The 15,458-nt window shown below is 64.7% G+C and carries 16 protein-coding genes and 1 pseudogene; 9 read left to right on the plus strand and 8 right to left on the minus strand.

All coding sequences use genetic code 11. The annotated features are described in order from the left end of the window. Nucleotides 1–41 precede the first annotated feature (41 nt). The 6 genes and pseudogenes from ACT4ML_RS04070 (at nt 42) to ACT4ML_RS04095 (ending at nt 4,219) form a co-directional block, all read left to right on the plus strand. Nucleotides 42–899 carry an ABC transporter permease gene (locus ACT4ML_RS04070; protein WP_444719707.1) on the plus strand — a complete coding sequence of 286 codons (858 nt, stop codon included), beginning with the start codon at nt 42–44 and terminating at the stop codon, nt 897–899. Next, nucleotides 896–1,819 carry an ABC transporter ATP-binding protein gene (locus ACT4ML_RS04075; RefSeq protein ID WP_444719708.1) on the plus strand — a complete coding sequence of 308 codons (924 nt, stop codon included), beginning with the start codon at nt 896–898 and terminating at the stop codon, nt 1,817–1,819. Before ACT4ML_RS04070 ends, ACT4ML_RS04075 begins: the two co-directional genes overlap by 4 nt. Then, nucleotides 1,816–2,442, plus strand: coding sequence for a hypothetical protein (locus ACT4ML_RS04080; protein WP_444719709.1), 627 nt, complete (start codon nt 1,816–1,818; stop codon nt 2,440–2,442). The genes ACT4ML_RS04075 and ACT4ML_RS04080 overlap by 4 nt, the downstream gene beginning before the upstream one ends. Before the next feature lies 1 nt (nt 2,443). After that, nucleotides 2,444–2,731: pseudogene (locus tag ACT4ML_RS04085) on the plus strand (transcriptional regulator); the annotation flags it as partial. Between the two features lie 134 nt (nt 2,732–2,865). Next, a complete protein-coding gene (locus tag ACT4ML_RS04090) occupies nt 2,866–3,459 on the plus strand; it encodes a MogA/MoaB family molybdenum cofactor biosynthesis protein (RefSeq protein WP_444719710.1) in 594 nt (197 codons plus the stop codon). Then, nucleotides 3,383–4,219, plus strand: coding sequence for a 5-formyltetrahydrofolate cyclo-ligase (locus ACT4ML_RS04095; RefSeq protein ID WP_444719711.1), 837 nt, complete (start codon nt 3,383–3,385; stop codon nt 4,217–4,219). Before ACT4ML_RS04090 ends, ACT4ML_RS04095 begins: the two co-directional genes overlap by 77 nt. A 518-nt stretch (nt 4,220–4,737) precedes the next feature. On the opposite strand, the gene ACT4ML_RS04100 is transcribed toward ACT4ML_RS04095, so the two are convergent. The 6 genes from ACT4ML_RS04100 to infB all read right to left on the minus strand — a co-directional run bounded on the left by ACT4ML_RS04100 (nt 4,738) and on the right by infB (nt 11,328). Further along, nucleotides 4,738–5,070 (minus strand): DUF7126 family protein, encoded by a 333-nt coding sequence (locus tag ACT4ML_RS04100; RefSeq protein ID WP_138243731.1) that lies wholly within the window; start codon nt 5,068–5,070, stop codon nt 4,738–4,740. After that, nucleotides 5,067–5,984, minus strand: a complete 918-nt coding sequence (gene guaA / locus ACT4ML_RS04105; RefSeq protein ID WP_444719712.1) for a glutamine-hydrolyzing GMP synthase — start codon at nt 5,982–5,984, stop codon at nt 5,067–5,069. The genes ACT4ML_RS04100 and guaA overlap by 4 nt, the downstream gene beginning before the upstream one ends. Beyond that, nucleotides 5,984–7,675, minus strand: a complete 1,692-nt coding sequence (gene pyrG, locus ACT4ML_RS04110; protein WP_444719713.1) for a glutamine hydrolyzing CTP synthase — start codon at nt 7,673–7,675, stop codon at nt 5,984–5,986. Before pyrG ends, guaA begins: the two co-directional genes overlap by 1 nt. Before the next feature lie 150 nt (nt 7,676–7,825). Next, nucleotides 7,826–8,251: a hypothetical protein gene (locus ACT4ML_RS04115; RefSeq protein WP_444719714.1), complete on the minus strand. Its 426-nt coding sequence runs from the start codon at nt 8,249–8,251 to the stop codon at nt 7,826–7,828. 296 nt (nt 8,252–8,547) lie between these two features. Next, on the minus strand, nt 8,548–9,216 hold the full coding sequence (locus ACT4ML_RS04120) for a hypothetical protein (protein WP_444719715.1): 669 nt from the start codon (nt 9,214–9,216) through the stop codon (nt 8,548–8,550). A 312-nt stretch (nt 9,217–9,528) separates the two neighbouring features. Next, a complete protein-coding gene (infB, locus tag ACT4ML_RS04125; protein WP_444719716.1) occupies nt 9,529–11,328 on the minus strand; it encodes a translation initiation factor IF-2 in 1,800 nt (599 codons plus the stop codon). Between the two features lie 197 nt (nt 11,329–11,525). On the opposite strand from infB, the gene ACT4ML_RS04130 reads away from it, so the two are divergent. Next, complete coding sequence (locus ACT4ML_RS04130; protein WP_138243725.1) at nt 11,526–11,771, plus strand: PRC-barrel domain-containing protein; 246 nt, start codon at nt 11,526–11,528, stop codon at nt 11,769–11,771. A 4-nt stretch (nt 11,772–11,775) separates the two neighbouring features. Next, on the plus strand, nt 11,776–12,234 hold the full coding sequence (locus tag ACT4ML_RS04135) for an NOB1 family endonuclease (protein ID WP_138243724.1): 459 nt from the start codon (nt 11,776–11,778) through the stop codon (nt 12,232–12,234). A 71-nt stretch (nt 12,235–12,305) separates the two neighbouring features. On the opposite strand, the gene ACT4ML_RS04140 is transcribed toward ACT4ML_RS04135, so the two are convergent. Beyond that, a complete protein-coding gene (locus ACT4ML_RS04140; protein ID WP_444719717.1) occupies nt 12,306–13,427 on the minus strand; it encodes a lysostaphin resistance A-like protein in 1,122 nt (373 codons plus the stop codon). Nucleotides 13,428–13,532: 105 nt separating this feature from the next. Continuing rightward, nucleotides 13,533–14,828 carry a glucose-6-phosphate isomerase gene (locus ACT4ML_RS04145; protein WP_444719718.1) on the minus strand — a complete coding sequence of 432 codons (1,296 nt, stop codon included), beginning with the start codon at nt 14,826–14,828 and terminating at the stop codon, nt 13,533–13,535. A 109-nt stretch (nt 14,829–14,937) separates the two neighbouring features. Here ACT4ML_RS04145 and ACT4ML_RS04150 point away from each other — a divergent pair, with 109 nt between their 5' ends. Further along, nucleotides 14,938–15,411 carry a DUF5812 family protein gene (locus tag ACT4ML_RS04150; RefSeq protein ID WP_444719719.1) on the plus strand — a complete coding sequence of 158 codons (474 nt, stop codon included), beginning with the start codon at nt 14,938–14,940 and terminating at the stop codon, nt 15,409–15,411. Nucleotides 15,412–15,458 lie beyond the last annotated feature (47 nt).

Here is a 15,458-nt window from a genome sequence, read left to right on the forward strand (position 1 = left end):
AAGGATTATCTGTCAGGCCGCCGTCGGGACGACGCGAGACGATGGCAATCGATACGCGGGAGACGCGCGGCACCAAACGGAGATCGACCGGGGGTCGGCGCGTCTGGCTCGAGCAGGCCGGTGCGTTCGCTCGCCGGAGCCTCCGGGAGGTCCGGAATAGTTGGCTCATGCTGACGTGGGTGATCGCGTTCCCAGCGATCATGTATTTGCTTCAGGCGACGCAGGGAGCGGAGATGTCGCCGGTGGCTAATGCGAGCGTCTCCATCGGGACCGGCGTTCTCGGATCGATGTTCGTCTGTCTGTATCTGTTCGGCAATCAGCTCGCGACCGACCTCGAGGACCGACGCTACGTGGCCTATCGCTCGATGCCGATCGCCCCGTCGGCCGAACTGGCCGGCCGAATGGCCGCCGGGCTCGTCCTCGCGGGGGGCGCGTTCGCCGCGACGATCGCCGCCGGACTGGCGACCGGCGCGTCCTACGGGCTCCGCGGCCCCGAATCGGTGCCGATCGCCCTCGCTGCCGGCGCGTTGACCTGTCTGTTCTGGATGGTCGTCGCGATCCCGTTCGTCGTCGTCGCCGGCAACGAGCGAGTCGCGTCGCTGACGACTACGCTCGTCGCCGTCGGAGCGTTCGTCCTCACCGGGCTCAACGGGACCGTTCCGGCACAGTCGCCGATCGACGGGCCGGTACTGAACTTCCTCCCGAACACGCTCCCGACGCGGCTGCTCGTCTCCCACCTCGTCCCGGCCGAGAATTGGACCGAACTCGGCGTCGCACCGCCCGCGATGCCGACCGGGCCGGCGTTCCTCGCACTGCTCGCCGCGTACACCGTTCTCGCGATCGTCGCCGGAACGATGCTCGTGAACCGAACGCTCTACGATCAGGGGTGGCTGCCGTGAGCGATCCGGTCGCGACCGTCAGCGGTGTCAGCAAGTCCTTCGGCGAAGCGGGCGTCCTCGAGGGCGTCGATCTCACGGTCGAGGACGGCGAACTCCTCGTCCTGATGGGGCCAAACGGCGTCGGGAAGTCGGTGTTGCTCTCCTGTCTCGCCGGCAGCCAAACGCCGTCCGCGGGCAGCGTCGAGGTGTTCGGCGAACCGGCGACGGCCCGCTCGGACACGACGAGTTTCCTCCTGCAGGACGCGCTCGCACTCGAGGATCTCACCGGCCGCGAGAACGTCGACTTCTACCGCCGGCTGCACCCGCAGTTCACCGACGAGTGGCGCGACCACGTCGAGCGGCTGGGGATCGCCGACGACCTCGAGAAATCCGTCGCGGACTACTCGGGCGGGATGGTCCGGAAACTCGAGTTCGCGATCGCCGCCAGTATCGACGCGCCGCTGTACCTGTTCGACGAGCCGACCGCGGCGCTGGATCTCGCGACGATCCCGACGATCCACGAACTGTTTCGCGAGAAACGCGACGCGGGGAAGACGATCGTCGTCGCCAGCCACCGGCCGATGAACGCGGACATCGCCGATCGGATCGCCTTCCTCGCCGACGGCCGGATCGTCGCGACGGGACCGCCCGACGAACTGTTGGCGTCGGTCCCGCCCGTCCTCGAGACGAGCGCGTCGAACGCGAGCGCCCTCGCGGACGCCGTCGACGGAGCCCCGTTCGCGGTGGCCGGGAACGTTCGCGGCTTCGTCCCACAGCGGTACGAAGAAGCCACTGCGGACAGCGGATCGATTCGCGACGCGATCGCGGACGCTGCGGGGATCGATCAGGCAGCCCTCGAGATCGTCGACCCGACCTACACCGACCTCTTTACGTACTACACGAACGGTGAGTCGACAACGACCGCCGCCGATCCACGATGAGCCGAGAGCTATCCGAGGACGTCGACGCGGACGCGCTCCGGACCGACCTCGAGGAGATCAAGGGAGCGATGGGGCTCGCGTCGGAGCATCCCTACTGGTGGCGGTTCTGGATCGTCGAGGGGATCTGTACCGGGATCGTCTTCGCCGTCGTCCAGTTCTGGCTCCGCGAGGGGTTCCGGCCGTGGATCGCCGTCGCGTTCGCCGGCGTGATCGGCTGCTGTGAACTCGCGAAGCGACGCTTCAAGTCGAGCTACGAACCGCCGACCACGGGGCTGCCGAGCCAGCAGCACTGGTTCCTCGCCGTACTGGCCGGTCTCGGCGTTCTGATCGTCGGACTCCGCCCGGTGTTCGACGCGCTCGACGCGACGAACGCGGTCCGTCTGGCGCTCGTCTCGGCCGGGGCCGTCGTCGGCGTCGGCTACGTCCTCATGGGCCAGTTGCTCGCCGCGTACGATATCAGGGCCGTCGATCGGTACGCGTTCATCGGCGGCGGCGCGTGGATCATGGCCCTCTCCGCGGCGATTCCGTACGTCCCCCACCTCGAGGGCTGGGAGTACGCCGCTCTCGGAGCCGGGATCGCACTGCACCACATTGGAACCTACGCCGTCCTCTCACGCTATTAAGATGGAATTCGACAAACTCGTTCACCAGCCCACGCGACTTCGTATCTTCGCGCACCTCTACGCCAACGGCGAGACGGGATTTACCGACCTCACCGCGGCGCTCGAGGTCACCGAAGGGAACCTCGCCAGCCACATCGATCGCATGAAAGACGCGGACTGCGTCGCCGTCGATACGGAACTCGTCGACGGAACGGCCCGGACGACCTACCGGCTCACCGAGCGCGGCGAGCGACTGTTCGAGGACCACATCGAGACCCTCGAGTCGCTCATCGATGGCCTCGAGACCGAGTCGCCGGATTCGGACCCGATGCACGACGCCGACTCGAGCCCGGGCCGCGACCGGGATCCGGGGCCGGGGCCGAGCCCGGGTCCCGGGGCGTGACGCGTGCGTAGCTTTTACCCGCCGGCTTTCGAAGACGACGTATGAACGAGACGGACGCCAGCGACGCTGACGGGGCCGACGGGGGCGACGGAACGCTCTGTACCGGCGTCGTCACGATCTCCTCGAGCAACTCGCTCGAGACCGACGCGGCCGGCGAAGTGCTCACCGAGGTGCTCGAGGAGAGCGGGGACGAGATCACGGTGCGAGAACACGTCGGCGCGGATCACGACAAGGTCCAGTCGATCGTCTCGCGACTGATCGACCGGGACGACGTCGATATCGTGATCACCGCCGGCGCGACCAGCGTCGAGCCGAGCGATATCACCGTCGAGGCCGTCGAACCGCTGTTAGAGAAGGAACTGAGTGCCTTCGGCGAACTGTTCACCGCGCTGGCCTACGAGGAAGTGGGGACGAAAGTCGTCGCCGCGCGTACGCTCGCCGGCGTCGCCGACGGCACGCCGGTCTTCTGTCTGCCCGGCCACGCCGACGCGGTCCGGCTCGCGCTCGGGGAGATCATCCTCCCCGAAGCACCGTTGATCATCGACCTCGCAACCGAGGATGAACCGGACGACGAAGCGGGAGAGACGGCGAACGGCGACCCGACCGAAGCCGACGCGGCCGACGGAGGTGCCTGACGTGGGCTCCGCCGATGGAAGCGGCGACAGTGAGGGGGACGGCGACGGCGCCGATCGCGTCGAGAAGGAATCGATCCGCGAGCGCGTCTGGGACGATCTAGAGGAGAGCGGCGAGGCCCGGTTTCCGTTCCCGCCCCACGGCCGGATCCCCAATTTCGCGGGGGCGAGCGAGGCAGCCGATCGGCTGGCCGAGCAGCCGGCGTGGACGGACGCGACGACGATCAAGGCCAATCCCGACGCGCCGCAGTTGCCGGTCAGGCGGCGCGCACTGCGCGAGGGCAAGACGGTCTACATGGCCGTCCCGCGGCTCCGGGACGAGAAGTGTTTCCTGAAACTCGACCCCGACGAACTCGAGGACTACGACGACGCGACGACCGTGTCCGGCTCCTCGAAATACGGCGAGCAGGTCGGGCCGGACGAGATCGATCGCGTCGATCTGATCGTTTCCGGCAGCGTTGCGGTCACCGAAGACGGCGGGCGGATCGGCAAGGGCGAGGGCTACAGCGACCTCGAGTACGCCGTGCTCAGGGAACTCGGGCTCGTCGACGAGTCGACGCCGGTCGCGACGACGGTCCACGAACGGCAGGTGATCGACGACGCCGTCGCGATCGGGGCCCACGACGTCGCGATGGACCTGGTGGTCACGCCCGAGCGGACAGTGCGACCCGAGGGGAACGAGCAGCCGGCCGGCATCGACTGGGACCTGCTCGACGAGGAGCGACTCGAGGAGATCCCGGTTCTGGACCGGTTCGCGCCGTAGCCGACTCCGCGCCGAGATACTATCGAGAACGAATCCGTCGGTCGCGAAGTGCCGAGCTACGGCTACCAGCCGTCGCGACGCGTCAAAAGGGGATGGGTCATCCCCGGGACGCGGCGGAAACCGCCGCGCCCCGATGCCAGAATCGCAGGGTGCGACGCGAGCCGGTGGGGGTGGGCCCGCGTCAGCGAGAATCGGTTGGCAGTGGTGGGAAGGGTGCTGTGGTGGGGTTGCTGGAAGTCGCGGGTGCAGGTGGTGGGGTGGGTGCCATCGGTGGGGTCTGCCCGTCGACCTCCATTGCCACGTAGCGGCGGCTGCCACTTGAACGAGGGTGATGGTATACCGCTCTTACGCCGAATTCCGCCGGATTCAATCCGAATTTATTCCGCCGAAATGCCGCTCGAGAAAGTTCATACCGCCCCCATTGCCATCAGCTATCAATGTGCGCAATAAATAGTCGAATCCAGGTCGGAACTCGACACCGGAAACCGACAACTGTCGCAGTCAGCGAGCCGTTAGCATCACGCGACGAGTTCGTCGGCGACGACGCTCGCGTCCATCAGCTGCGGGTCGATCGCGATGTCGAGTTGTCCCTTGACGAACTCGGGGACGGTCCGCCGGGCGTAGACGACGGTCCGGACGTCCTCGTTCAGGTCGCAGACGATCGGGATCGTCGTCGCCTGTCCGATATCGGTCAGCACGTACAGGTCGGCGGCGACGACGCCCGCCTCCTCGAGTTGCGGGCGCGAGATGACGCCCTCGAGCCGGGTCACGTCGACGCCCTCGGCCTCGAGCGCCGCTGCGATGCCGTCCTCGTCGGAACCGGCGACGACTGCGGTCGTAGTGGTGCTCATTCGTACTCGATGGTCGCGGGCGGTTTGTGGGTCACGTCGTAGACGACGCGGGCGACGTTCTCGTGGGCACCCGTGATTCGGGACTGGATCCGCTGGAGGGTCTCCCAGTCGATCTCCTGTGCGCGGGCGGTCATCCCGTCGCGGGACTCGACCGAGCGCACGGAGACGACCCAGCCGTGGACGCGGTTGTCGCCCTTGACACCCGTCGCCTTGCCGATGACGGCCGCGAGCGCCTGCCACGGCTCGTACTCCTCGAGTTCCTCCTCGACGACGTGGTTGGCCTCGCGGGCCACCGCCAGTTTCTCCTCGGTGATCTCGCCGATGATCCGCACGGCGAGGCCGGGACCGGGGAACGGCATCCGCTCGGCGACGAGTTCGTCGAGGCCGAGGTGGCGGGCGACCTCGCGGACCTCGTCCTTGTAGAGGTCCCGAACTGGTTCGACAATTCCTTCGAAGTCGACGACCTCGGGGAGACCGCCGACGTTGTGGTGGGACTTAATCCCGCCCTCGCTCTCGATGCGGTCGGGGTAGATCGTCCCCTGGACGAGGAAGTCGGCGTCCGCGTCTTTCGCCTCGCGCTCGAACTCCCGGATGAACTGCTCGCCGATGACCGACCGCTTCTCCTCGGGGTCGGTGACGCCTTCGAGGGCCTCGAGGAACCGGTCTTTCGCGTCGACGATCCGCAGCGAGTCCATGTAGTCGAAGGTCTCGCGGATCTGGTCGGTCTCGCCTTTCCGCATCAGGCCGGTGTCGACGTAGACCGGCGTGAGGCGGTCGCCGATGGCCTCGTAGGCCAGCGCGGCGGCGACGGAAGAGTCGACACCGCCCGAGAGGGCGATGACGGCGTTTGCGTCGTCGATTTCCTCGTCGATCTCTGCGACTGCGTCTGGGACGAACGTCTCGGTGTCTACCATCAGTGGGTTACCTCGGTTTCTGCGTCGGCGTCGGTATCCGCGGCCTCGCCGTCGGTCTCGGTTCCGGTTTCGGTCCGCTCGAGGACGGCCTCGACCAATCCGAGGAACGGCGGACTCGGCTGTCCGGGTCGGGACGTGTACTCGGGATGGAACTGCGTCCCGACGAAGAAGGGATGATCCTCGAGTTCGAGGATCTCCATCCGGTTGCCCGCGGTCCCGGAGAAGACGAGCGGCTCGTCTTCGAACTGGTCGAAGTACTCGGGGTTGACCTCGTAGCGGTGGCGGTGGCGCTCGGAACAGGACGTGTCACCGTAGAGCTCGTAGGCCAGCGTCTCGGGTTCGATCACGGTCGTGTGCTCGCCGAGGCGCATCGTGCCGCCCATGTCCTCGACCTCGTACTGTTCGGGCAGGATGTCGATGACCGGGTGCGGCGTGTCCTCTTCCATCTCGGCGGAGTGTGCGCCCTCGAGACCGAGCACGTTCCGGGCGTACTCGACGACGGCCATCTGGAAGCCCAGACAGAGCCCGAGGAAGGGAACGTCGTTCTCGCGGGCGTACTGGACTGCCCGGATCTTCCCTTCGGAGCCGCGCATGCCGAAACCGCCGGGGACGATGACCCCGTCCATGCCCTCGAGTTGGCCGTCGTAGCCGTCGCTCAGTTCGTCGGCGGCCACCCAGTGGACGTTCACGTCGCTGCCGGCCTCGAAGCCGGCGTGTTTCAGCGACTCGTGGATCGACATGTACGCGTCCTCCAAGTCGTACTTACCGACCAGCGCGATGTCGATCTCGCCGTCTTTCTCGGTGGTGACGATCTCGCGCCAGTCGTTGGTTCGTTCCTCGGGCGGCAGCGCCTCGTCGGCGAGGCCGAAGCGCTCGAGGACGTACTGGTCGAGCCCCTCGTCTTCGACCATCAGCGGGACGTGATAGACGTCCTCGACGTCGGGATTCGAGAACACCGCTTCGGTGGGAATGTCACAGAACAGCGCGATCTTCTCTTTGGTTTCGGGGTCGAGTCGGTCCTCGCAGCGGCCGACGATCACGTCGGGCTGGAGGCCGATCGAGCGGACCTCCTTGACCGAGTGCTGGGTCGGCTTGGTCTTCTGCTCGCCGTTTTTCGAATAGGGAACGAGGGTGACGTGGGTAAAGAGGACGTTCTCCTCGGGTTCCTCGTGGGCGAACTGGCGCAGGGCTTCGAGGTAGGGCATCCCCTCGATGTCCCCGACGGTGCCGCCGACTTCGATGATACAGACATCGGTGCCTTCGGCGGCCTCGCGAATGCGCCGTTTGATGTCGTCGGTGATGTGGGGGATGATCTGGACCGTCTTGCCCAGATAGTCGCCCGCACGCTCCTTCTCGATGACGTGCTGGTAGGTCTTCCCCGTGGTGATGTTGTGGTCCGAGGTCATGTCGATATCGAGGAACCGCTCGTAGTTCCCGAGATCGAGGTCGACCTCGCCGCCGTCCTCGAGGACGTACACCTCCCCGTGCTGGTAGGGGTTCATCGTCCCCGCGTCGACGTTCAGGTACGGATCGATCTTCACCGCGGTGACGTCGAACCCGGCGTTTTTGAGGAGTCGGCCGGTGCTCGCGGCCGTAATCCCCTTGCCGAGTCCCGACATGACGCCGCCGGTGACGAAGATGAACTTGTTCCCCAGCGAGGGGTCATAATGAGTGTCCGATTCCGTCGGCATACCGAGTGTGCGCGCGACCGCTTGAAAACGATTTCGGGACTGCATCGACTCCGACAGAGGTTGTCATCCCCCGCCGGTTCGGGTTCCCTCGACGACCGCCTCCTCGAGTCGACGTTCGTCCAAAAAGGGACGCCGCCTCGAGCGGACGCCCTACGGCTCGTCGTCCATCGATTCCTTGCCGTAGGATTCGCCGTCCTGCGACGCCTTGCCCTCGGCCGCCTCTTCCTCGACCTCGAGGTCCTGTACCTCGACGATTTCGGCCTGTGCGATGTTTTCGATCCCGCCGCCCATGCGCAACTGAAGCGTCTGTCCGGGGAGATCCGGATCGTCCTCGTCGGTCGGCTCCCGCGGGACCGAGACGGCGGTGACGCCGTCGATCGTGAGCGAGCGGCGCTGGATCGGATCGTCCTCGTGCTCGACGGTGTCCCACGTCTCGACGTCGAGATCGTCCATCTCTTCCCCGAAGTAGTCCTCCGCCTCCGGGTTGACCGTGTCTTCGGTCTGGGACTCGCCGGTCGTCCTGTTGTCGTCGAACTGGACCTCCTCGTGCTTGTACTGGCGGAGCTGGACGAGCATACACCACCTACGACCTGCTGTGTGGTAACTCTCATACCGGAACTCGCCGGGCCGACTCGAGCGCGCCCGCGAACGAGCAACGGAGCCGTGACTCGAGCGGCGTCGAGACCGCGGTCTGATACCCTGCCGCGGTCGTCACCGGGAAGTGTCGACCGGTCGTAATTGCGCGTATGAGCGATCTCCACGTCACCGTCGGTGACCGCGATCTCGAGGCGACCTGGAGAGTCGATGGATCGCAGGTAAAATCAGCCCAAGCCTCGGGTTAAAAATCGCACCTGTTTATATATTGGAAATTTTCAGAGTTGGTTTAGTGCAAGGTAGATAGTGGCAAGAGAGCCAAAGAATAGAACTGCCGAGTATGCTAGTGCAAGGATCTTTTTTGATGTGGTAAACGCAGATTTCTCCGAAAATTCTAGTGCAGAATATGGGTAGGCGGGTTGAACCCCAAACCAGAGGGTTGCTACTGCAATTATTTGGAAGGCGGAGAGTGCCGTGGAGTATGGTGAGTCGACTACTGCTGTTGCACTTAATTGAAGTATAGCCAGAATAGCACTTAGTATTGCTATAACCTTGAAGGAACCAAGAAACGTTCTGATACGAGATCCTCCGCGACTGTAGAATCCTGAAAGGTCCTGTTCCATTTGCCGAACCCAGTTCTCATTTCCACTTATATAGGCACTTGTTCTCGTGTGGAACCACCGAGAACTTAGAGAATCTATAGAAAGGTATTGGTCTTCATAAAAAATCGTCCACTCATATTTATAAATGAAATTAGGTTTACGAGGTTCACTGAGAAATTGGTCCAGGCTATCATATTTTCTATTATAGTCCCCCCACTCGACTTCAATCTCTTCGGATCGTATTTGGCCAGCGTTGTGTAAAATTTCTTCCAATCTTCTGAGATCTTCTGTATCTAGATGGGCAGAAGCTAACCTTGTTCTTGTTTGGGCCTCGTGCTGGCTCATCATTTAGTTGGTCACACATCAAGCATATAAATGTCCAAGGAATGGATATTTACGAATTATCGTACCTGTGTTATGGGAATGGAGGGGTTGGTATCTGCATAAAATCTCTACGCATGTAGGTTAAATGCACCCCTGAGGACCTTTGATAACCTTCCCCGTAACCCATCTTTGACCGGCGGGGTCATTAGACGAACCCGGGCGTGCCACGAAGAGTATGGATCGAAGGAATTACCCATATATCAAAAAAGAGGAAAATAACTGAACGATCGCCAAAAGTATTGAATTCGAACCACAATCGATTACGCAAAAATACTACTTCCCCCAGAAGGGGTCCCGGCTGCGCTGCTTGTCGAGGTACATGTTCAGCGCCTCGAGTTCGTCGCCGGGGATCTCGCTCGCGAGTTCCTGCTCTAAGATCTTCGCGTGCTTCTCGGGGATCTCGATCCAGAGTTCGTCGTCCTCCTCGATCTGGCGGCCGACGGTGGGGCCGTCGATGGCGACCGAGACGCGGTTGCCCGCGCGGGCTTCGTCGACGTCCTCGCCCTGCTCTTGAATCCCCTTGACCTGCCCGACGCGGTCGGGCTCGTTGCCCTCGAACTTGACGACGTTCGCGTTGTTCTGGACCGTCCCGGAGTTCACCTCGACGCCGACGACCGCGGGGTCGTTCTGGCGGAAGGTGTGATCCGGCAGGATGCGGAACCGAGCGGGTCGCGTGATGTTATCGAGGATGGTGTCCTGCTGGGCCTGCTCGATCCCCTCGACGTACTCCTCGTACTCCTCGATGAGTTGGTAGATGACCTCGTCGGTGAAGATGGTCACGTCCTCGATCCCCGCGCGCTGCTCGGCGTCGTCGAGGACGTCGACGTTGAACCCGAGGATGGCCTTCTGTTTGCCGTCGTCGGCCGTCGAGGCGACGGAGACGTCCCGCGGCGCGACGTCGCCGACTTCGGCCCGAACGATCGGCACCTCCGCGTCGTCCAAGGCGTCGGCCATCGCCTCGAGGCTGCCGAGGGTGTCGGCCTTGACGACGACGCCCTCCTCGGCGGTGTCGACGGCGATGTCCGCGAGTTCGGCCTGCACTTCCGCGATGACCTCGTCGAGGTCGCGGTCGCGGACGACCCGGACCGGCGCGCCGGCCATGGCGTCGGCGAGTTCCGGCGCGGCGACCTTGATCCCCGAGGCGGCCGACACTTCGTCGACCTTTTCGAAGCGGCTCTCGGTGCGGATTTCCGCGAGGGGTCGCGGCTGGAGCAGCGCGCGCACGTCGGTGACGATCGGCTCGTTTTGGCCCCCGACGACGATCTGATCGTCCGAGCGGATCGTCCCGTCGTAGAGCACGGTGTCGATCGTCGTCCCGAACCCTTTCTCCTCTTTGACCTCGAGGACGGTCCCGACGCCGGGGCCGGCGACGTCGATCTCCATCTCCTCTTTCATGTAGCGCTGGGAGAGGCCCATCATGACGGTCAGGAGGTCGGGAACGCCCTCGCCGGTCATCGCCGAGACGGGGACGACGCCGACGTTACGCTGGAAGTTCTGGACCCGCCAGTACAGATCGGCGGAGAAGCCCTCGTCCGAGAGGTTGCCGATGATCTCGTAGAGGCTCTCGTCGAGCCGTTCGCGGACGCGATCGGACTGGGACTCGTAGGTGTCGTTGATCGGCGAGTCCTCGTTTGCGTTCCAGCCCGGGACGGTGTCGATCTTGTTCGCCGCGACGATGAACGGGGTTTCGGACCGCCGGAGGATGTCTAAGGCCTCGAGCGTCTGGGGCTGGAAGCCGTCGTTGACGTCGACGACGAGGATGGCGATGTCGGCCAGCGCGCCCCCGCGGGATCGCAGCGTGGTAAAGGAGTGGTGACCCGGCGTGTCGATGAAGAGGAGGCCGGGGAGGTCGAAATCGTCCGGGTCGACGAGATCGCCCGCGATCGTGGAGATAATGTCCAGCGGGACGGCGGTCGCGCCGATGTGCTGGGTGATCGCGCCTGCTTCGCCCTCGATGACCGCGGAGCCGCGGATCTTATCGAGGAGACTGGTCTTGCCGTGATCGACGTGTCCGAGGACGGCGACGATCGGCGTTCTGAGAGATGTGGGGTCGCGTGTATCCGTGTCCGACATGATGAACCACCCGAGAAGGTCTTACCTAAATCGTCCGTAGCGCCGTAGTTAAACCCATCGTCATCCGCGTTCCGAACGCTGGGGCGGGAGCCGCGGTCACGACTGCCACAGGTCGGTCCGTTTCGGCGGGGCCGGGATTCCGTCGTCCGTGCGCGTTCCCCGTGGTCTTTAATACCGATTAGTAAGTACGGGGATGCATGAGCGATATACTCGCTGAAAACCTCTCGGGGAAGTCCGTCATGGGGTCCGACGGCACCGAGCTCGGATTGCTCTACAACATCACGATGGATCTGAAATCCGGCAAACTCCACGATCTCGTTATCGAGCCCGACGAGGAACTCTCCCGCCGCGCAGTCGACTTCGACAGCGACGACGCCGGTCGGTTTCTCGTTCCCGTCAACCGCGTCCAAGCGGTGAAAGACTACATCGTCGTCCAGCGCTAACGGTATGTACGTTCTCGACTCCTCCGCTTTTATCCACGACTTCCATACGACAGAACAGACTGCAACTATCCCGCTGGTCCGCGAGGAACTGGAAGACGAGAGCGCCTATCGCTACGACGCGATGGAAGGCTCCGGGATGCACATCCACATTCCCAACGAGGACACCACCGAGAAAGTCGAGCGCGCGGCCCGGGAATCCGGTGACCTCGACGTTCTCTCGGAAACGGACATTCGCCTCGTTGCGGCGAGTTTCGAACTCGACGCCACCCTCGTGACCGACGACTACGCGATGCAAAACGTCGCGGAGAAACTCAACGTCGGGGTCGAAGTGATCGCCCGAGAGGGGATCGACGAACAGCGCCACTGGAAGTATCAGTGTCAGGGCTGCGGTCGCGAGTTCGACGAGGAGAAAGATCGGTGCCCGATCTGTGGGTCAGAACTGGCACGGAAGAACCCGTCGTAGCCCGCGGTCGCGGTCCGCGATCGTTTCTGTCGCAGTCGGTTACGACTCAGTCAGCCGCCGGTCGAGAGTCCTCAGCCGTAGACGAAGTAGAGGTTCGCGAAGAGGATCGCGTTGTAGGCACCGTGGATCAGCGCCGGGACGAGGAGGTTGTCCGTCCGCTCGTAGATGGTCCCGAGGACGATCGCGAGCCCGAAGATGGTCCCCAGACTGGCGATCACCGCGCCCAGTCCGGCGGTGGCGTACGCGAGCACGTGGACCGCCGCGAAGATGACGCTTGCCACGGCGACGGCACCCGGCCGCGAAAACGTGTCGTACAGCGACTTCTGGATCACGTTCCGGTAGAGCAGTTCCTCGAACGGGCCGATGATCAGGATGGCCAGCGGGACCAGTACCAGCATTAGATCGGGGCTCTCTTGGGCCCGCTGGGTCGTCGAGTGGTCGGCGCTTTCCACGCCGGTCGACTCCATGACAAAAGAGATCAGAAAGAGCGCCCCGAAGAGGACTACCAGTCCGCCGATCATCCAGCCGATGTCCCGCAGCGTCGGTCGATGCACGTCGATAAAGGACAGGTCGCGGTCGGTCACCGAGAGATAGGCACCCGCGACGAGCATCGTTCCGATCGCCATGCACACCTGCGTAAAGACGGTGCTTTCGATCTGGGAGATCGGCTCGAGCAGCGGGCGGACCGGAACCGCGAGGATGCTGACAACGACCGGCGTGATGAGGAGGCCCGCGAGACCGACGGCCGACAGCATCACGACCTGTAGACTCCGTTCCTTGAGCCCGATACTACCGATTCCGTAGTAATCCGCGACCCCGGCGGCGGCGGTGAGTCCCGCCGTGAGGAACGCGACGAAGACGATCGGGATCGACAGCGTAACCGTCGGCACGCCGGTCGGTGCTGTCACCCCCTGATTCAACGCGTAGCCGGCGAATAACACGACGGCGACGCTCGAGCCGGCGGCCACGAGGCCGGCGATTCGTCCCTCGAGAAAGCCGTGGCGTTGGGCCAGAAACGCGAGGACGGCGGCGACGGCGAACGCTGCGCCGGCCCAGACGACCGGGTCGTCGACGCCGCGGCGAACGGGGACGAACATGGCGACCATCGTGATTCCCGCGAGGACGGTCCCGATTCCGGGAACCACGCCGGACGCGACCGGGGCGGCGTCGTCGGTCCGTGCAGTCTCGGTCATACGTCGATATTCGTGCGAGGGCTCATACAAATTTCGAGGCGGGAACGACGAGGGCGGTCCGACGGCCGTCGCTCGAGCGCCGCCGCCGACCGCGAGCGTCTCGGCCTACCGCTCGACTCGAAGCTCCGTCTTTTCGGCGACCGCGTTCGCTTCCTCGAACTCGCCGCCGCCGAGCAGGCCCCGGGTGGCCTTCTTGGCCCACTCGACGGCCGGCTGTTCGAAGGTGTTCACGCCGGAAAGCTCGCCCGCGAGCACGCAGGCGGCCTCCATGCCGTAGAGCAGCCCGCCGAGTTCGTACTCGTCGACGCGCTCGAGTTCGACGCGGACGTTCGGTCGGCCGGCGGCCGCGAGGCTCGCTTCCGTCGCTTCGAACTCGGCCTCGAGCAGTTCCCCGAGCGTCGCGTCGCCCAGATACGCGAGGTCCTCGACGTCGGTGGCCGGGATCGGCCGGTCCGCGCCGTCCTCGGTCGTCACGAAGGTGACGAGCTTGTCACGCGGGCCCGCGCGATAGAGTTGCAGTTGCGAGTGCTGATCAGTGACGCCGAGCGCTCGCACAGGGGTCTGGCCGAGGTCGTCTTTCCCCAGACTCTCGGCCCACAGCTGGGCGAACCACTCCGCGTACGTCTCGAGCGATTCCGCGTAGGGCATCACGGCGTTTACCCCGGCACCGCGCTGGTCCAGCGCGTACGTCGTCGCGCCGTAGGCGTAGGCGGGGCAGTCGAACAGCGACCCGGACAGCGTCTCGGCTTCGGCGGCGGCACCCGCGAGCAGCGCCTCGAGGTCGTGGCCGCAGACGGCCGCGGCGACCATGCCGACCGCCGACAGCGCCGAGAAGCGACCGGGGACGCCGTCGGGAACTTTCAGCGACGGCAGATCGTGACGGTTCGCGAGGTCGCGAAGCGGGCCGGACTCGCCGGTGGTGACGATGGTCCGCTCGGTCCAGTCGACGTCCGCCGACTCGAAGGCGTCGCGGACGACGAGGAAGTTCGCCAGCGTCTCCGCCGTCGTCCCCGACCGCGAGACCACGTTGATCGCCGTGCGCTCGAGGGGCAGTCGCTCGAGGTGGCTCGAGACCCATTCGGGATCGACGTTGTCCAGAAAGACCGTCTCGGTGTCCGAATCAAGCGCGTTCGTGATCGTCGCCGCGCCGAGCGAACTGCCGCCGATCCCGACGGTGAGCAGCGCGTCGGCGTCCGCGACCGGCTCGACCGCCGCCCGGATTTCGTCGGGATCGGTTCGCTCGGGGAGGTTCAGTGCCTCGTAGCCGTGTTCCCCGTTCGCCATTCCCGTCTCGATGCGCTCGTGGGCGGCCGCGACCTGCTCGTCCAAGCGCTCGAGGGAGTCCCGCGAGACGCCCGGCGACGCGACCGACTCGAGTGCGTTCCCGATGTCGACGTTCATACGGAAGGGCGCAACCGCCTGCGATAAATGCGTTCCGTGACGGAGTCGGCGGCACGGAGGACAGGTAGAAGCCGAAACCCCGAAACCGATCCCCCGCCTACGAGCGCCCATGACCGAAAAGACCGGCACCTTCGTCGTCACCCACGCCGAGGCCGAGTCGGCCGTCGTCCGCGACGCCGAGACCGCACAAGTCCACACCCTCGCGTCGAACCCCGGCCTCGAGGTCCACGACGTTCTCGAGGCGACCGTCGCGCCGGAGCCGCCACTGGAAGTCGCGTGGGAAGTCGTCGACATCGAGGACAGGCGGACGATCGAACTGGTCGACAGCGACCTCGAGCCGACCACACACGAGAAGGAACTGGCGGCCGAGGCCGAACTCGGCGACCTCGTCCAAGAGGAACGCGCCGGAACGGGCGAACTCCACGTCTTCCGGATCCCCGACGGTGAGGTTGAATCCGCAGCACAGGACGTTCTCGACGACGAGGAGACCATCGCTCGAGCGGCCCGGCTCGAGGCGGTCCGCGTGGAAGTGCGACGCTCGGCCGAGGACGGCGTGTTGAGCGTTCGCTATCTGCCGGACTGATCGGCGATCGCAAGGACTGGCGATCATTCATCGCGAAGCGTGACTCG

Origin of the sequence: Natrinema sp. LN54, from assembly GCF_052439245.1 — an archaeon.
Lineage (GTDB): Archaea > Halobacteriota > Halobacteria > Halobacteriales > Natrialbaceae > Natrinema > Natrinema versiforme_A.